We start from the raw sequence: 15382 nt of genomic DNA on the forward strand, positions 1-15382 counted from the left end.
CGCCCGCCTTCACCGCCTTCACGCCCAAGCGGCGTTTCGCTTAGGGGTCCCCGCGAATGCGAGTTCACCCCATCGGACCCACCCGCCAAGCCGCGCAACCCACCCCGCCCCAAGACCCCGCCCCAACACCGGATCCGAGACCCCTCCCCAACCGGGGGACAAACCGCCCTCTTCTTTCCAGAATACCCGGCCGCCGATCTTGTCAATACCCGTTGCCCACACCCCTGTGGACAACTCCGGACGACACCCCCCAACCACACCCTCGTGACGCACCCCACCACCAAGCAGGTGATTCCGAGCAGCCACCGGGTACCCCCAAGCTCCCCAGGACGAAGGGAGCGCGAGCCATGCCCGAAGCCGCCGAGCGAGCCCTCTCCCGGGAGCGGTTGCTCACCGCGATGCTCACGATCCCCACCCTCCTCCGCCACCCCGTCTGGCACCGCCCCGACCCCACCCAGGGCCGCGGCAAGGGCGTCCTCCTCATCCCCGGCTTCGGCGTCGGCGACAGCAGCCTCGCCCTCGTCCACACCTGGCTCGCCGCCCGCGGTTATCGCCCCGCCCGCGCGCGCATCGGGTTCAACATCGGCTGCACCACCGAACTCGTCAAGCGCTTGGAGACCCGGCTGGACCAGATCGCCGACCAGACCGGCGACCAGGTCATCCTCATGGGCCAGAGCCGCGGCGGCTGGTTGGGCAGGTTGATCGCGGTGCGCAGGCCCGAGCTGGTGCGGGGCCTGGTGATGCTCGGTGCGCCCGTGCTGGACCCGCTCGGCGCGCACGGCAAGGTCGTGCGCGTGGCCCGGTTCCTCGCCCGCTTGTCGGCGCTGGGCGTGCCCGGGCTGCTGAACGCCGCCTGCCTGACCGGGGACTGCATGCGCAGGCACCGGGAGGCGTTGAAGGCGGCCCTGCCGGTGCCCGCGGTGGCGGTCTACTCCCGCCAGGACGCCATCGTGCCGTGGGAGTTGTGCATGGACCCGTGCGCGGAGTGCGTCGAGGTGTCGAGCACGCACACCGGGATGGCGCTGGACCCGGAGTTCTTCGCCGCCGTGCAGCCGCGGCTGGCCAGGTGGGCGCTCGGCTCGCCTCAGACCGCGTGCGGGTAGCTCTCCGGGGGCTCGCCGGAGTCCCAGCGCGCGGTGCGTTCGAGCGGTTGCAGGGCGTGCGTACGGTCGATGTGGATGATGCCGTCGAACTGGCGGGACAGGCGGGCGCGGAAGTAGTGGCTCTGGCGCTCGGTGCCCGGCCGGTAGACGACGCCGATGGCGCGCTCCAGGCGGGCTGAGCCCAGGATGCCCGCGGCGCGCGGGGCCTTGGCGACGTCCAGCAGGAACTCGGCCATGCCGGTGTCGTGGAACAGCTTCTCGACGCTGCCGTCCGGCGCGGGCCGCACCTGCTTGCGGTCGGCCGGGCCGCCCCAGTTGTCGGCGGCGGTGGCCGTCCCGGTGTAGGTCGTGAAGCCGATGATCTTCACCTGGCCCGGGTGCCGTTCGCGGGCCAGCTGGCCGAGGTTGAGCTCGCCGCGGGAGGCCAGCTCCGTCGCGCGGGCGTCGCCGACGTGGGAGTTGTGCGCCCAGACGACGATCTTCGCCGGGGCGCCGGCCCGGGCGGTGATGTGCTCGGCGAGGGCGTCGAGGGTGTCGGCCATGTGCTCGTCGCGCAGGTTCCACGACGACACCCGGCCGCCGAACATCGTGCGGTAGTAGCGCTCGGCGGCCTGGACGAGCTGGGCGTTTCGCTCGGCGTCGAAGTGCTCGTCGGCCGAGCGGTCCGGGGCGCGCCGCAGGTCGACCAGCTGGGCGAGGATGCGGCGCTCGCACTCCTCGCCCGCGCCGAAGGCCGCGGCCAGGCCGTAGCCCTGGCCGTCGTCGTTGTGGTCGAGGCAGGAGTAGCGCTCGCGGGCGCGGTCGGCGGCCGCGGGGTCGACCTCGGCGAGGTAGGCGATGACGTGCTCGGCGGAGCGGTGCAGGCTGTAGAGGTCCAAGCCGTAGAAGCCGCCGCGGCCGCGCATCCAGGTGAGGAACTCCACCACCTCGGTGTTGCGCCACATCCACGCCGGGAACCGCTCGAACCCGCCGAGCGCGTGCACGGCGTCGCGGTCGTCGCCCTCGCCGCGCACCCACTGGTTGACCCGGTAGGCGTCGGGCCAGTCGGCCTCCACGGCGACGGCGTGGAAGCCGCGCTCCTCGATCAGCCGCCGGGTCATCGCCGCCCGCGCCGCGTAGAACTCGTGCGTGCCGTGGGACGCCTCGCCGATCAGGACGAACCGGGCGTCGCCCACCAGGTCGAAGAGGGCGTCGTCGGCCGGGACGCCTGCGCGGACCGGGATGGCCTCGGCGCGGATGGCGGCGGCCTCGCCGTCCGGTGCGGCGCGCAGCAGCTCGACCACCTCGTCGTCGGAGGTCTGGGAGAAGTCCCGATAGGACTGGCCGACGGCGTAGAACGACGCCGGGGTGGTCGCGCAGATCACCTCGTCCACCTCGCGGCCGAACTCCTCGCAGGTCGACGCCGACGCCGTGGGCACGGCCACGACCAGCCTGCCCGGGCGCAGCTCCCGCAGGGCCTGCACGGCCGCGCGCATGCTCGCCCCGGTGGCCAGGCCGTCGTCGACCAGGATGACCGCGCGGCCCTCGACCTGCAGGGGCGGCTTGTCGCCGCGGTAGAGCCGTTCGCGGCGGCGCAGCTCGCGGGTCTCCTCGTCGGCGACCGAGCGCACCACATCCGGGGTCACACGGTGGCCGCGCACCACGTCGTCGTTGAGCACCATCGCCCCGCCGCTGGCCAGCGCGCCCATCGCCAGCTCCGGGTGCCCGGGCAGGCCCAGCTTGCGGACGATGAACACGTCCAGCGGCAGGCCCAGCGCGGTTGCCACCTCGTGGGCGACGGGGACGCCGCCGCGGGGCAGGCCGAGGACCACGGCGTCGCGGCCGCGGTAGTGGGCGAGCAGGCCCGCCAGCGCGCGGCCCGCGTCCGCGCGGTCCCGGAAGAGTCGCTCCGCCATGCCTGATCGGCTACCCGGGCCGCCCGGGCGGAAAACCCGCGTGTCGCGGGCCCGCAGACGGGTTACCCACCATCGTGACCCCACGTGCCGAACCACCGGAACGCGACGGCGAGCACACCCTCGTCAACCAGTACCTCAAGCAGATCGCGGCCACCCCGCTGCTGACCGCGGAGGAGGAGGTGGACATCGCCAAGCGGATCGAGGCGGGCGTCTACGCCGAGCGCCTGCTGGCCGAGGACCCGCAGGTCCCGCGCGCGGAGCTCAAGGCGATCGCCCGGGACGGGCAGCGGGCCAAGGACCACATGGTGCGCGCGAACCTGCGGCTGGTCGTCTCGATCGCCAAGAAGCACCTGCACCGCGGCCTGGCGCTGCTCGACCTCATCCAGGAGGGCAACCTCGGGCTCATCCACGCGGTGGAGAAGTTCGACTACGCCAAGGGCTTCAAGTTCTCCACCTACGCCACCTGGTGGATCAGGCAGGCGGTGGAGCGCGGGATCACGATGCACAGCCGCACCGTGCGGCTGCCCGTGCACGTGGTCGAGGAGCTGGCCAGGCTCGGCCGCGCCGAGCGCAAGCTCGGGCTCAACCTCGGCAGGCCGCCCACGGAGGCCGAGGTGGCCGCTGAGGCGGGCACCACACCCGAGCGCGTCATCGAGCTGCGGCGGATCGACCGCGCCGCGATCAGCCTCGACACCCCCGTCGCCGCCGACACCGACACGACCTTGGGCGAGCTGATCGAGGACACCGAGGTGGTCGACGCCGCCGACGTCGTGGCCTACGAGGGTCTGGCGAGGGAACTGCGCGGCCTGGTCGACGCGCTGCCGCCGCGGGAGGCGCTGATCATCACCCTGCGCTTCGGGCTCAACGGCGGCGAGCCGTGCACCCTGCAGCAGGTCGCCGACCGGCTGGGGCTGACCAGGGAGCGCATCCGGCAGCTGGAGAAGGCGGCGCTGGCCAAGCTGCGCGACCCCGAGACGCCGCTGCTGAACTGGGCGGGCTGAGGTGTTCCTCGACGAGGAGGTGCGGCTGCCGGGCGGGCTGCCCGCCCACGTCGCCGTGCCCCGGCCCGACAGCTGCGTCGTGGTGTTCGCGCACGGCAGCGGCAGCAGCAGGCACAGCCCGCGCAACCAGCACGTCGCCGCCGCGCTGCGCCGGGCAGGCCACGGCACGGTCCTGACCGACCTGCTGACGGCGGCCGAGGAGGACCTGCGCTTCGACATCCCGCTGCTCGCCGAGCGGCTGGCCGGGGTGGTCGACGCGCTGGTCGAGCGGCTGCCGCAGGCCCCGGTCGGCCTCTTCGGCGCCAGCACGGGGGCGGCCGCCGCGCTGGTCGTCGCCGCGGAGCGGCCGCTCGTGCGGGCGGTGGTCTCCCGCGGCGGGCGGCCGGACCTGGCCGGGGACGCGCTCGGCCGGGTGCAGGCGCCGACGCTGCTGGTGGTGGGCAGCCTCGACCTGCCGGTCATCGACCTCAACCGGCAGGCGGCCGAGCGGTTGGGCGGGACGGCGCGGATCGAGGTCGTGGCCGGGGCGAGCCATCTGTTCGAGGAGCCGGGGGCGCTGGACCAGGTGGCCGCGCTGGCCGCCGACTGGTTCACCGCGAACGCCGGCCCGACGGGTTAGCCTGCCCCGCATGCGCCGAGCCCGGGTGGAGGACGTGCACCGCATCGCGTCCGGCATGCCGCACGTCACCGTCACGCAGGCCGCCCACGGGAAGGCCGTGTACCAGGTGGGGCGCAAGTCGTTCGTGTTCTTCCGCAACCCGCGGCCGGACGCGGTGGACCCGGAGACCGGCGAGCGGTACGACGACGTGATCGTGTTCTGGGTCGCCTCCGAGCACGAGAAGCAGGCCCTGGTGCAGGACGGGTCGACGCCGTTCTTCACCACACCGCACTTCGACGGCCACCGCTCGGTCCTGCTGCGCGCCAGCCGCATCGGCGAGCTGGCGGTCGAGGAGCTGACCGAGGTCATCCAGGACGCCTGGCTGTCCCAGGCGTCGCAGGCCAGGGCGCGGGCCTGGCTGGCGGCGCGCTGAGTCAGCGGCGGCGCTGGGTGGTGTGCCGGGTGGGCTCGGCGGTGGTGGGGTCCTCGGGCCAGCGGTGGCGGGGGTAGCGGCCGCGCAGCTCGGCGCGCACCCGGTGGTACCCCTCCCGCCAGAAGCCCGCCAGATCGCCGGTCACCGCCGCGGGCCTGCCCGCCGGGGAGAGCAGGTGCAGCACGACCGGCACCCGCCCGCCGACGACCGTAGGGCTGGCGGTCCACCCGAAGACCTCCTGGATCTTCACCGGCAGCGCAGGCGGATCAGCCCCGTAATCCACCTTGATCCGCGACCCCGACGGCACCTCGATCCGCTCCGGCGCCAACTCCTCGATCCGCCCCGCCTCCGGCCACGGCACCAACCCCCGCAGCACGGCCTTCATGTCCAGCGCCCGCAGCTCAGCGGCATTGCGCACCCCCGCAGCCCACACGGGCGCAGCCGCAAGCAGCGCATCGTCGTCCACCGCAGGCCACGGCTCCCCCAGCACCCTGCGCACCAAGGCCAACCGCTCCCGGAGCCCGGCCGCCTCCCCCATGCGAACCAGCCCCAGCCCCTCCTTCGCCAACCCCTCCAAAACCGCCGCCTGGACCAGCTCAGCAGGCGGCTCCACCAACGCCCGTTCCTTCACCACAATCGCCCCCAACCGCCGCACCCGCCGCGCCACCACATCCCCATCCCGCCACCGCACCTCATCCTCCTCCACCACCAACGCCTCCCCCGCCCGCAAAGCCACCCCTTCATCCGCCACCGCCGCCACCCGCACCACCCCCACCCGCCCCGTCCACTCCGCCGCCGCAACCGCCACCCACTCCGGCTCCCCCATCCCCTCCGGCAACTCCACAGCACTCCCCCCAGCCATCAAATACCCCCGCCCACCCCCACCCCGCCGCCGAGCCAACCGCTCCGGAAACGCCATCCCCACAACCAACGCAACATCCACCCCCTCCTTCTCTCCCCGCCCCACCCCACCAACACCGCCCCCACGCCCAGCCCTCTCCTCGCCACGCCCAACCCGCTCGCCGCCACGCCCACTCCACTCGTCTCCACGCCCAACCTGCTCGCCGCCGCCCCCAGTCCTCTTGTCCGCACGCCCAACCCGCTCGCCTCCACCCCCAGCCCGCTCGCTCCCACGCCGCGCCCGCTCGTCCCCACGCCAAACCTGCTCAGCCCCGCCCCCGCCAAGCCGCTCCCCCTGCCCCTCACCACCAGGCCGAACCCCACCGCCCTGCATCCCCTCACCCGCACCAGCCAGCGCCCCACCAGCCCATCCCTGCTTGCCACCATCGCTCGCCCCGGACCCAGCAGCCCGCTCCCGTTCACCCTCCGCCCGTACCTCACCGGCCCGCCTTCCTTCCCCCGCACCGAACAACGCCTCACCCACCGGTCCGCGCTCGCCACCGGCATTCGCCCCAGCGCCGCCCGGGTGCTCCCGCTCACCCTCCGACCAATCCCCACCGGCCCACCTACCTTCCCCCGCACTAACCAGCGCTCCACCTTCCCGCCCGTCCTCGCCAGCATCACTTGCCCCAGCCCCACCAGCCCGCTCCCTTTCACCGGCACTACCCGCCAGCCGGGCCTGCTCCCCCAACCGCCCAGCCCGCTCCCACTCGCCCCCACCGCCAGACTCCACCCCGCCAGCCCGCGCCCGGCCACCCACCGCCCGCTCCCCACGACCCTCAACGCCGGTCGTCCGGGCCTCGCCCGCCCGACCGCTCACCGCCTCCCGCCCAGCGCCACCAGCACCTCCCCACCCATCCCCAGCACTCCCCCGCGCAGCCCCACCGCCGCCAGCACCCTCCCTCGCCTCCCCAGGCCCACCAGCACTTCCCAGCGAATCCGCGCCCACTCCCTCCCCCTCCGCCACCCGCCCACCCGCGCCAGCCCCCTCAACCCCCGCCTCCCACAGCGCACCACCCCCACGCATCCCCTGAGCCCGCAGCCGCCGCACCTCCCGCCGCCACCGCTGCGTATTCGGCGACCCCCTCCGCAACGCCCGCAGCGACGCCTCAAGATCCAGCCCGGTTGCCAGCGTGTCGTCGTCCAACACCGCCACCACCTCCTCCGACCCCGGGCAATCCACCAGCGCCCGCGCCAGCCGCGGATGCACCCCCAACCGCGACATCGCCCGCCCCCGCGCGGTCACCACCCCGTCCTCCAGCGCCCCCAACGCCGTCAGCGTCGCCCGCGCCGCCGCGAGCGGTCCCGCGGGTGGCGCGTCCCACCACCGCAGCGCCGAGCCGTCCGGGGTGCCCCAGCACGCCAGTTCCAGCGCGAGGCCGGTGAGGTCGGCCGTGCGGATCTCCGGTTCGGGGTGGCGCGGCAGCGTCGACTGCTCGTGCTCCGGCCAGCACCGGTACACCCGCCCCGGCCCCTCCCGCCCCGCGCGCCCGGCCCGCTGGTCGGCCACCGCCGCCGACACCCGCACCGTCACCAGCCCCGACAGCCCCCGCCCGTGGTCGACCCGCGGCACCCGCGCCTGCCCCGCGTCCACCACCGCCCGCACACCGGGCACCGTCAGGCTCGACTCGGCCACCGCCGTCGCCAGCACCACCCGCCGCCGGGGCCCAGGCCGCAGCGCCGCGTCCTGCTCCGCCGAGGGCAACCGCCCGTGCAGCACCACAACATCAGCCGCCACATCCAACGCCGATGCCACCCACCGGATCTCCTTGACCCCCGGCAGGAACACCAGCACATCACCGTCCCCTTCGGACAGCGCGAGCTCCACCGCCCTGGCCACGACCCCCGCTAGCCGCTCCCCCCGAACGGGCGGCACGTACTTCACCGCCACCGGGTGCGCCGCGCCCTCGACCCTGATCACCGGCGCGTCGAGGAGGTCGGCGAGGCGGTCGGCGGCGACGGTGGCGCTGGTGGCCAGGACGCGCAGGTCCGGGCGCAGGCCGTCGCGGGCGTCGAGGAGCAGGGCGAGCAGGAGGTCGGCGTCGAGGTGGCGCTCGTGGCACTCGTCCAGCAGCACGGTGTCCACACCGGACAGCTCGGGGTCGGACTGGAGCCTGCGGACCAGCAGCCCGGAGGTGACCACCTCGATCCGGGTGTCCTTCGACACCTTCCGATCACCGCGCACCGCGTACCCGACGCTCGCGCCGACCGGCTCGCCGGCCAGCGCCGCCATCCGGGCCGCGGCCGCCCGCGCCGCGATCCGCCGGGGCTCGGCGACCACGACCCGGCCGGGCAGGGCGGGCGGCACCAGCGTCGTCTTGCCGGTGCCGGGCGGGGCGACGAGCACCGCGGCGCCGTGCGCGGCCAGGGCGTCGGCGATCTGCGGCAGGGCGGCGCGGACAGGCAGGTCGGACATGCTGACCAGCCTCTCAGGTGCGGACCGGTAGCCTCGAAGCGGACGAAAGGGAACGCACGTGGGTGGAGCCGAACGCAACCAGCGCAAGCGCAGGCAGGCGCAGCAGGCCGCGCCGCCGCAGCCGGTCGCCGTCACGAAGGCGCCGGTCGACGGCAAGCGCATCGCCATCGCCGTCGCGGTGGTCGTCGCCATCGGCGCGATCATCGCGGGCTTCATCTACAGCAACAGCGTGAAGAACTCGACCGAGGGCGAGGCGATCGGCGTCCAGCGCTCCAGCCTGAGCGTGCCGGTCAGCCGCGATGGCGCGGTGGTGGCCGTCGGCCGGGAGGACGCCCGCGTCACCATCGACGTCTACGAGGACTTCCTCTGCCCGGCCTGCCGCTCCTTCGAGGAGAAGCACGGCGCGGCCATCGAGCAGGCCATCGCCGCAGGCGACCTGCGCGTCCGCTACCACCTGATCAACCTCCTCGCCGAGCGCTCCGACCCGCCCGGCTACTCCACCGACGCCGCCACCGCCGCCCTCCTGGCCGCCGACGCGGGCCAGTTCCCGTCCTTCCACAAGAGCCTCTTCGCCGCCCAACCGGCCGAGGACGCCCGCGGCTGGGACCGCGACCAACTGATCGCCCTCGGCACCGCCCTGGGCATCACCGACCCGGCCTTCGCTTCCGGCGTCCGCTCCGCGAGCCTCGCCGACGCCGTCACCGCCGAATTCGACCGCGCCCGCACCACCGACTCCCTCCTCCGCGACCGCGGCGGCGAACGCCTCTTCGCCACCCCCACCGTCGCCACCGGCACCACCCTCATCGACACCACCGACGACGCCTGGCTACCCAAGCTGCTCGGCTAGCCGGTCCACCAGGGGTTGCGGGTGGCCCTAAACCGGCCCGCCCGCACGGTCCAGCCCTTCACCGGGTCGAGCCGAGCCAACTGCTTCCCGGCCCACCGGCGCCAGCGGGGCGAGCCGCCCGCGTCAGTGGGGCGAGCCACCCAACCCAGCCCACCAGGGAGCCAAGCCGCCCGCGCGACACCTGCCCACCCGCAGCCCCGGCGAGCTGCCCACGACAAACCCAGAGCACCTATCCCCACCCGCGCTTCCGGCGCGTCGAGCAGCAACGAGCGCCTACCCGACCGGCCCTCCGGCGCAGCGAGCCGCGCGTACGCAAGCTGGCGCCCACCCCTCCAGGCTTCGGCAGGGCGAGCCGCCGGATCGGTCCTCAGATCCCCCAGCTAGCCGGCGCGGCGAGCCGCACGGGCTCCGCCTCGGCACCCCCTCCGGCGGGTCGAGTTGCCCGGGTGGTCTGGTCAGAAGCCGGGCACGGGGGCCGGGCCGTCGGTCCAGCGGATCAGGCGCTTGGCCTTGCCGGTCTCCGTGCGCGGCACCGTCCCCGTGGGCACCACGCGCACGTCGCACCCCACACCGAGCCGTTCGCGCAGGGCGTGGGTGAGGTCGGCGCGCAGGTCGCCCGCCTCGACCAGGGCCTCGACCGCCACCCGCAGCTCCGTGCGCGCGCTCCGGCGGTCTTCGATGATCAAGTAGTGCGGGCTCACCCGCTCGTCGCCCAGCACGACGGCCTCGACCTCGGTCGGGTAGACGTTGACGCCGCGGACGATCAGCATGTCGTCGGTGCGGCCGAGCAGCTTGGACATCCGACGCAGCGTCCGGGGTGAGCCGGGGACCGGGTCGGCGAGGGTGGCGACGTCGCCGGTGCGGTAGCGCAGCAGGGGCATGCCGGTCTTGGTCAGGGTCGTGAACACCAGCTCACCGGGCGTCCCGTCGGGCACCGGGTTGCCGTCGGCGTCGACGCACTCGGGGTAGAAGTGGTCCTCGGCGATGGTGAGCATCCCGACCGAGTCCGGTGACTCGCAGGCCACGCCGGGCCCGATGATCTCCGAGAGCCCGTAGATGTCGTACGCCCGGATCCCCAGCAGCCGCTCGATCTGCCCCTTGAGCTCGGCCGTCCACGGCTCGGCCCCGTGCACGCCCACCTTCAGGCTGGTCGGCTCCACCCCCGCCGCCGCGCACGCCTCGCCCAGGTGGACGGCGTAGGAGGGGGTGCAGGTCAGCACGTCCGGCCGCAGATCCCGGATCAACGCCACCTGCCGCTCGGTCATCCCACCCGACACCGGCACCACCGTCGCCCCCAACCGGATCGCCCCGTGGTGCACGCCCAAGCCCCCGGTGAACAGCCCGTACCCGTAGGCGTTGTGCACCACACTGGACCGCGTCGCCCCGGCAGCCCCCAGCGCCCGCGCCATCACCTCCCCCCAGATCTCCAGGTCACGCGCGGTGTACGGCACCAGCGTGGGCCGCCCACCCGTCCCCGAAGACCCGTGCACGCACACCACGTCCTCGGCATCGACCGCCCGCAACCCGTGCGGGTAGTGCTCCCACAGGTCGTACTTCCGCACCATCGGCAACCGGTGGATGTCCGCCAACGACACATCCCGCCCGCTCCGCACCCCGCAATCCCGCAACCGCCCCGCCTGCACCCCACCCGCCGCGAGCAGCCGGTCCACCAGTCCCCGCAACCGCCCCTCCTGCTCCACCCTCCGCCGCTCGACCGCCATCCCCTCGACCTCGGGGAGCACCATCAACGCCTCATCGCAGTGTGTGGTCACGGTCACTTGGTCTAGCACCCCGATGACCTGCGTGGGAACCCCTCCGACCCCCCGATTTCACCCCCACGCACCCCGTCGTGTAGCGTATGCGCAGCACGCCAGGGAGCACCCCGGGCGTGACTGGCTCGGGGCTGTGGCGCAGTTGGTAGCGCATCACACTGGCAGTGTGAGGGTCAGGGGTTCGAATCCCCTCAGCTCCACAAGTTAGACAACCCGCCTGACCGGCGCACGCTACGGTCAGGCGGGTTTGTTTATGCGGATGATGATCGAACCCGCACTGTGCCACCGCCGCCCTCGTGGAGGGAGTTCTGGAGGAGTTCCTCCAGCTTGATCGCTTGTCGGAACGAGACACGTCAGGACGTTGCGCCCTTTATACCGACGGCGCGAGGCGCGCTGGCATGGTCGGCACTGATGTGTGGGTGGTAACGGTTGCGGAAGCGCCCTCACGATAGAGACCGGCGCGCTCACCGCAACACACCCACTCCCCGCGGCCGCGATGACCATCAGACCGGCTCTTGCAGTCGAGCGCTGCGGCTTGGGCCGCGATCCTCAAGACCCCCTCGGGCGCGACCCACGCCTTCTCCTGTTCGACCTAGCGAGCACGGCAACCTCAACACGATCTGCGATGGCTAGGTTGAGGAACGATGTGTTCGTCCACGGCGTCAATCACCATCACGTTCCTTCGATCGAACCATCCATACCGTCGCGCCAGCACGCACGACAATTGGAGGTGTCGAATTGCTAACTAGAACCGAATCCAGACGGAATCCCACGCTCTACGACGAGGTTCGTCAGGACCGTAGATTCGACCTGGCGTCAGCTCTCCCCTTCGCAGAGTTGACGACGGTCAGACTTGGACGCGGCCTCACTTTTGAAGTCCACGTGGAGCACTGATTCCATAAATGGCAAATATTGGAAACCGTGTTGCTGATCGTTTCTGGTACCGTGAGTCCGCTCTGCAGGGCGCTTGCCTCGCAGTTTGCGCAGCTCGCGGCGAGGCGTCCGCACGTTCTTGCTGCGCGCCCACCAGCAACGTTGAGAAACGCTGTGGCGAACGAAGGGGTGGAACTCGTGACAGAGGCTCGGACAGTGCGGCGCAGACGGAGGAAGCCAACCGTCGAAGGGCTTCCCACAGAGGGCGACTTAGTCGAGGTACGGGGACAAAATTGGATAGTCTCTCATGTTACCCCCGCCTGGGAGGCTGACGAACCCCCTACGACAAGCGAACCGGCCAAGAGCGTCGCAACCACCCCTGCCACCACCATCGTCCACCTCCAGTCCGTCGCTGATGGGCGCTACGGTGAGACCCTCAACGTCGCATGGGAGGTCGAGCCCGGCCGACGCATTCTGCCCGCCAGCTCCCTCCCGGATGTTTCCGCCGGGAAATTCGACCCGCCCGAGCGCCTCGCCGCCTTCCTCGATGCCATACGCTGGTCCGCAGTCGCCTCCGCCGACGTCAAGAACCTCCAGGCACCCTTCCGCTCCGGCATCGCCGTCGAGCCCTACCAGCTGGAGCCGGTGTCCCGGGCCGTTGGCGCCCCCCGAGTCAACCTCCTGCTCGCCGATGATGTCGGCCTCGGTAAAACCATCGAAGCAGGGCTCGTCGCCCAAGAACTCCTGCTGCGCGGACGTGCCCACCGCATCATGGTGGTCTCCCCGGCTGGACTCACGGTCAAATGGCGCGACGAACTCGCCGAGAAGTTCGGCCTGGACTTCACCATCGTCGATTCTGCCTGTTGCGCCGAACTGCGTCGTACCCACGGCACCACTGCCAACCCCTTTCGAATTCACCCGCTCACCATCGTCTCGCTGCCCTGGTTGCGCGGTGCCAAAGCCCAACGACTGCTCGACGAGATCATCCCGCCCGCGGTTGCGGACAGCGATCAGATGATCGAGCGCTTCTTCGACCTGCTGATCCTCGATGAGGCCCACCACGTGGCCCCGTCCGCCCCCAAACAGGTTTACGCCGTCGACAGTCAGCAGACAAAGCTTATCCGCAGGATGGTCCCGCACTTCGAACACCGACTGTTCCTGTCCGCCACACCGCACAACGGATACCGGGAGTCGTACACCGCACTGCTCGAACTCATCGACAACCAGCGCTTCGCCCGTGGCGTCAGCCCCGATGAACGGTCCGTCAAGGAAACCGTGGTGCGTCGCCTGAAGAACAGCATCACCCATCCCGACGGAACGCCGTATTTCCGCCGTCGCGACACTCGCGAGATTCCCGTTCGCTACACGGATGAGGAGCGACGCATCCATGAACTCCTGACCGCATATGCCACCTTGCGCCGCAAGCGGATGGCTCCTAACGCAAAGGGCGGCCGCAAGGCAACCGACCTCGTCGTTCTACTGCTCAAGAAACGGTTGTTCTCCTCGCCAGCAGCCTTCGGCCGGACTGTTCAGGTATACCTGGAGAACATCACGACGGCCTCCAACACCACCCGGCACCGCACTCCTGCGGAGGACATCCCCGACTGGCTGGACGACTTCGCCGACGAAGTCGCCGACCTCGACGACGTCGAACTGGCCGAGGCCGAGGACGATGCGCTCAGCCGTACCACGCGCCTGACTCCGAATCCCACCGACGACGAGTCCGCCCTGCTCGGCGAGATGCTGCGCTGGGCTGAGACGCACGAGGCGCAGGCCGACTCCAAGGCTGCTGCACTGATCGCTTACCTCAAGGATGTAACCCGCGTAGACGGCAAAGGCTGGTCCTACGAGCGCGTAGTGGTCTTTACCGAGTACCGCGATACACAGGATTGGCTGCTTGCGCTGCTGCGTCAGGAAGGCATGGCAGAAAGAGGCCGTATCGAACTGCTCCACGGCGGCCTGAGCGCAGAGGAGCGCGAACGCATCCGCCTCGGATTCCAGGCGCACCCCGCTGAAACCGAGGGAGCGGTGCGTGTGCTTATCGCCACCGACGCCGCCAGCGAAGGAATCGACCTCCAGAAGCACTGCCACCGGCTAGTCAACTACGACATCCCTTTCAACCCCAACAAGCTTGAACAACGGATCGGCCGCATCGACCGATGGGGTCAGCGCCATGACCCGGAGGTCCGCCATTTCGTCGGAGACGACTGGCAGAACGCCAAAGCAGGCTCCTTCGAAGCCGACCTCGAGTTCCTCTCCAGGATCGCCAAGAAGGTGGCCCTCATGGAGGAGGACCTCGGCGAGGTCAACGCCGTACTCGCCGATGCCGTCCTGCGCCGCATGTCCGGTGACCAGCGCCATGTCGACATCGAGAACGCGAAGGCCAAGAAGATCAAAGGCCGGAGCACCGGCGGCACGGTCGAAGCTGAGCAGAACGTCACCGAACAGGTCAGGCGACTGAGCGCCGGTCATGAGCGCACCGTTGACGAGCTCGGCATCACACCGGAGAACGTCGCCCGCGTGGTCACCACCGCCCTGGAACTCGACCGCCAGCAACCGCTGCGCCCTGTGCGCGACCTCCATCACCTGCACAGCGATACGGGTGACGAGTTCCGTGACGTGGACCTCGGCAGCTCCTTGTTCGAAGTGCCCCAGCTCGGCGACTACTGGGAACGAGCTACCCGCGGTCTCGCCCACAAACTTCGCCCGCAGGAGCGACGACCCGTCACCTTTGATCCGCGGGTGGCCAGGTTAGGACGCGCCGACATCGTCCTCGCCCACCTCAAGCACCCCCTTGTCGACCTCTCCATCCGGCTGTTGCGTGCCGCCGCCTGGAATGCTGAGCAAATTGATCTGCACCGCGTCAGTGCGGTGGTGAGCGACGATCCGCATCTTGAGGCCACCCTCGTCAGCGCATACGCCCGTTATGTCCTCGTCGGCGCGGACGGAGTACGCCTCCACGAGGAGGTGCTGCACGCCGGCGGGTGGCTCAACGAAGCCGGCTGGCACCGCCGGTGGGACAGCGTCAACACCCAGCGCGAGATCCTCCGCAAGGCCCTCAACCACGGCACCGTCGCGGCTGAACACCTGCGCATCCGGCTCACCAGAAGCTGGCCGAGGATCCAGGACCGGCTCATGGCCTCACTCGAAGCACGGGCCAGGGAACGTCGCGAATCCTTGAACAGGGCCCTGCACCAGCGCCGCGAGGAGGAGGAGCACCGGATCAACGTCAACCTGAACCGCTTCGAGTCCGCGCTGCGCGCCAAGGTCGACGAGAACGCCGCCGAAGGCGACGAGCAACTCGCCCTCTGGGAGGCGGGGCAGATGACCCCCGCTGAACGACGGCAGTACCAACTCGACCGCGAACACCTGCAACGGCGCCTGGAAGCCCTCGGTGCTGAACGCCGCCGCGAGCTCGCGGCCATCGACGCCCGCTACAGCGATCTCACGTCACATCTCTTCCCCGCAGCCGTTGTCTTCGTCATCCCACGAAAAGAGGCTGTTCGATGAGCCCTGCTCCCCGCAACGCCGCCTCCCGTCGCGG

9 protein-coding genes, 1 tRNA gene and 1 pseudogene are annotated in these 15382 nt (G+C 71.3%); 7 read left to right on the forward strand and 4 right to left on the reverse strand.

Features of this window, described 5'->3' with window-relative positions:
- Positions 1 to 347: 347 nt before the first annotated feature.
- The gene (locus tag ACWEPX_RS28795; protein ID WP_451900395.1) at positions 348 to 1103 is read left to right on the forward strand and encodes an alpha/beta hydrolase; all 756 of its coding nucleotides are present in this window, start codon (positions 348 to 350) and stop codon (positions 1101 to 1103) included.
- Here the strand turns inward: ACWEPX_RS28795 and ACWEPX_RS28800 are convergent.
- Positions 1085 to 2998, reverse strand: a complete 1914-nt coding sequence (locus tag ACWEPX_RS28800; RefSeq protein WP_451900396.1) for an erythromycin esterase family protein — start codon at positions 2996 to 2998, stop codon at positions 1085 to 1087. The genes ACWEPX_RS28795 and ACWEPX_RS28800 overlap by 19 nt on opposite strands.
- Positions 2999 to 3072: 74 nt before the next feature.
- Between ACWEPX_RS28800 and ACWEPX_RS28805 the strand changes: the two genes are divergently transcribed.
- Genes ACWEPX_RS28805 through ACWEPX_RS28815 form a run of 3 tightly spaced genes read left to right on the forward strand, consistent with a single transcriptional unit; the run spans position 3073 to position 5030 of the window.
- On the forward strand, positions 3073 to 3999 hold the full coding sequence (locus ACWEPX_RS28805; protein WP_451900397.1) for a sigma-70 family RNA polymerase sigma factor: 927 nt from the start codon (positions 3073 to 3075) through the stop codon (positions 3997 to 3999).
- A gap of 1 nt (position 4000) precedes the next feature.
- Positions 4001 to 4618: a dienelactone hydrolase family protein gene (locus ACWEPX_RS28810; protein ID WP_451900398.1), complete on the forward strand. Its 618-nt coding sequence runs from the start codon at positions 4001 to 4003 to the stop codon at positions 4616 to 4618.
- A gap of 10 nt (positions 4619 to 4628) precedes the next feature.
- The gene (locus ACWEPX_RS28815; protein ID WP_451900399.1) at positions 4629 to 5030 is read left to right on the forward strand and encodes an MmcQ/YjbR family DNA-binding protein; all 402 of its coding nucleotides are present in this window, start codon (positions 4629 to 4631) and stop codon (positions 5028 to 5030) included.
- Between the two features lies 1 nt (position 5031).
- Here ACWEPX_RS28815 and ACWEPX_RS28820 read toward each other — a convergent pair whose 3' ends face one another.
- Positions 5032 to 6264: an ATP-dependent helicase C-terminal domain-containing protein gene (locus ACWEPX_RS28820; RefSeq protein ID WP_451900474.1), complete on the reverse strand. Its 1233-nt coding sequence runs from the start codon at positions 6262 to 6264 to the stop codon at positions 5032 to 5034.
- A gap of 555 nt (positions 6265 to 6819) precedes the next feature.
- Positions 6820 to 8346, reverse strand: a pseudogene (locus ACWEPX_RS28825) (helicase-related protein); the annotation flags it as partial.
- Between the two features lie 58 nt (positions 8347 to 8404).
- Between ACWEPX_RS28825 and ACWEPX_RS28830 the strand changes: the two are divergent.
- Complete coding sequence (locus tag ACWEPX_RS28830) at positions 8405 to 9193, forward strand: DsbA family protein (RefSeq protein ID WP_451900400.1); 789 nt, start codon at positions 8405 to 8407, stop codon at positions 9191 to 9193.
- 455 nt (positions 9194 to 9648) lie between these two features.
- Here the strand turns inward: ACWEPX_RS28830 and ACWEPX_RS28835 are convergent, their stop codons facing one another.
- On the reverse strand, positions 9649 to 10965 hold the full coding sequence (locus ACWEPX_RS28835; protein WP_451900401.1) for a phenylacetate--CoA ligase family protein: 1317 nt from the start codon (positions 10963 to 10965) through the stop codon (positions 9649 to 9651).
- Between the two features lie 127 nt (positions 10966 to 11092).
- Between ACWEPX_RS28835 and ACWEPX_RS28840 the strand changes: the two genes are divergently transcribed.
- Together ACWEPX_RS28840 and drmD are read left to right on the forward strand one after the other, a co-directional pair.
- Positions 11093 to 11165 (forward strand) — tRNA-Ala (locus ACWEPX_RS28840).
- 721 nt (positions 11166 to 11886) lie between these two features.
- Positions 11887 to 15348, forward strand: coding sequence for a DISARM system SNF2-like helicase DrmD (gene drmD, locus ACWEPX_RS28845; RefSeq protein ID WP_451900402.1), 3462 nt, complete (start codon positions 11887 to 11889; stop codon positions 15346 to 15348).
- The last annotated feature ends 34 nt before the right edge of the window (positions 15349 to 15382 follow it).

The sequence above is a fragment of the Actinokineospora sp. NPDC004072 genome, from assembly GCF_053604195.1.

Bases quoted from the DNA above. Each gene is read 5' to 3' on its own strand.
- ACWEPX_RS28815 (WP_451900399.1), top strand. From the start codon at position 4,629: ATGCGCCGAGCCCGGGTGGAGGACGTGCACCGCATCGCGTCCGGCATG.
- ACWEPX_RS28820 (WP_451900474.1), bottom strand. From the start codon at position 6,264: ATGCAGGGCGGTGGGGTTCGGCCTGGTGGTGAGGGGCAGGGGGAGCGG.
- ACWEPX_RS28795 (WP_451900395.1), top strand. From the start codon at position 348: ATGCCCGAAGCCGCCGAGCGAGCCCTCTCCCGGGAGCGGTTGCTCACC.
- ACWEPX_RS28800 (WP_451900396.1), bottom strand. From the start codon at position 2,998: ATGGCGGAGCGACTCTTCCGGGACCGCGCGGACGCGGGCCGCGCGCTG.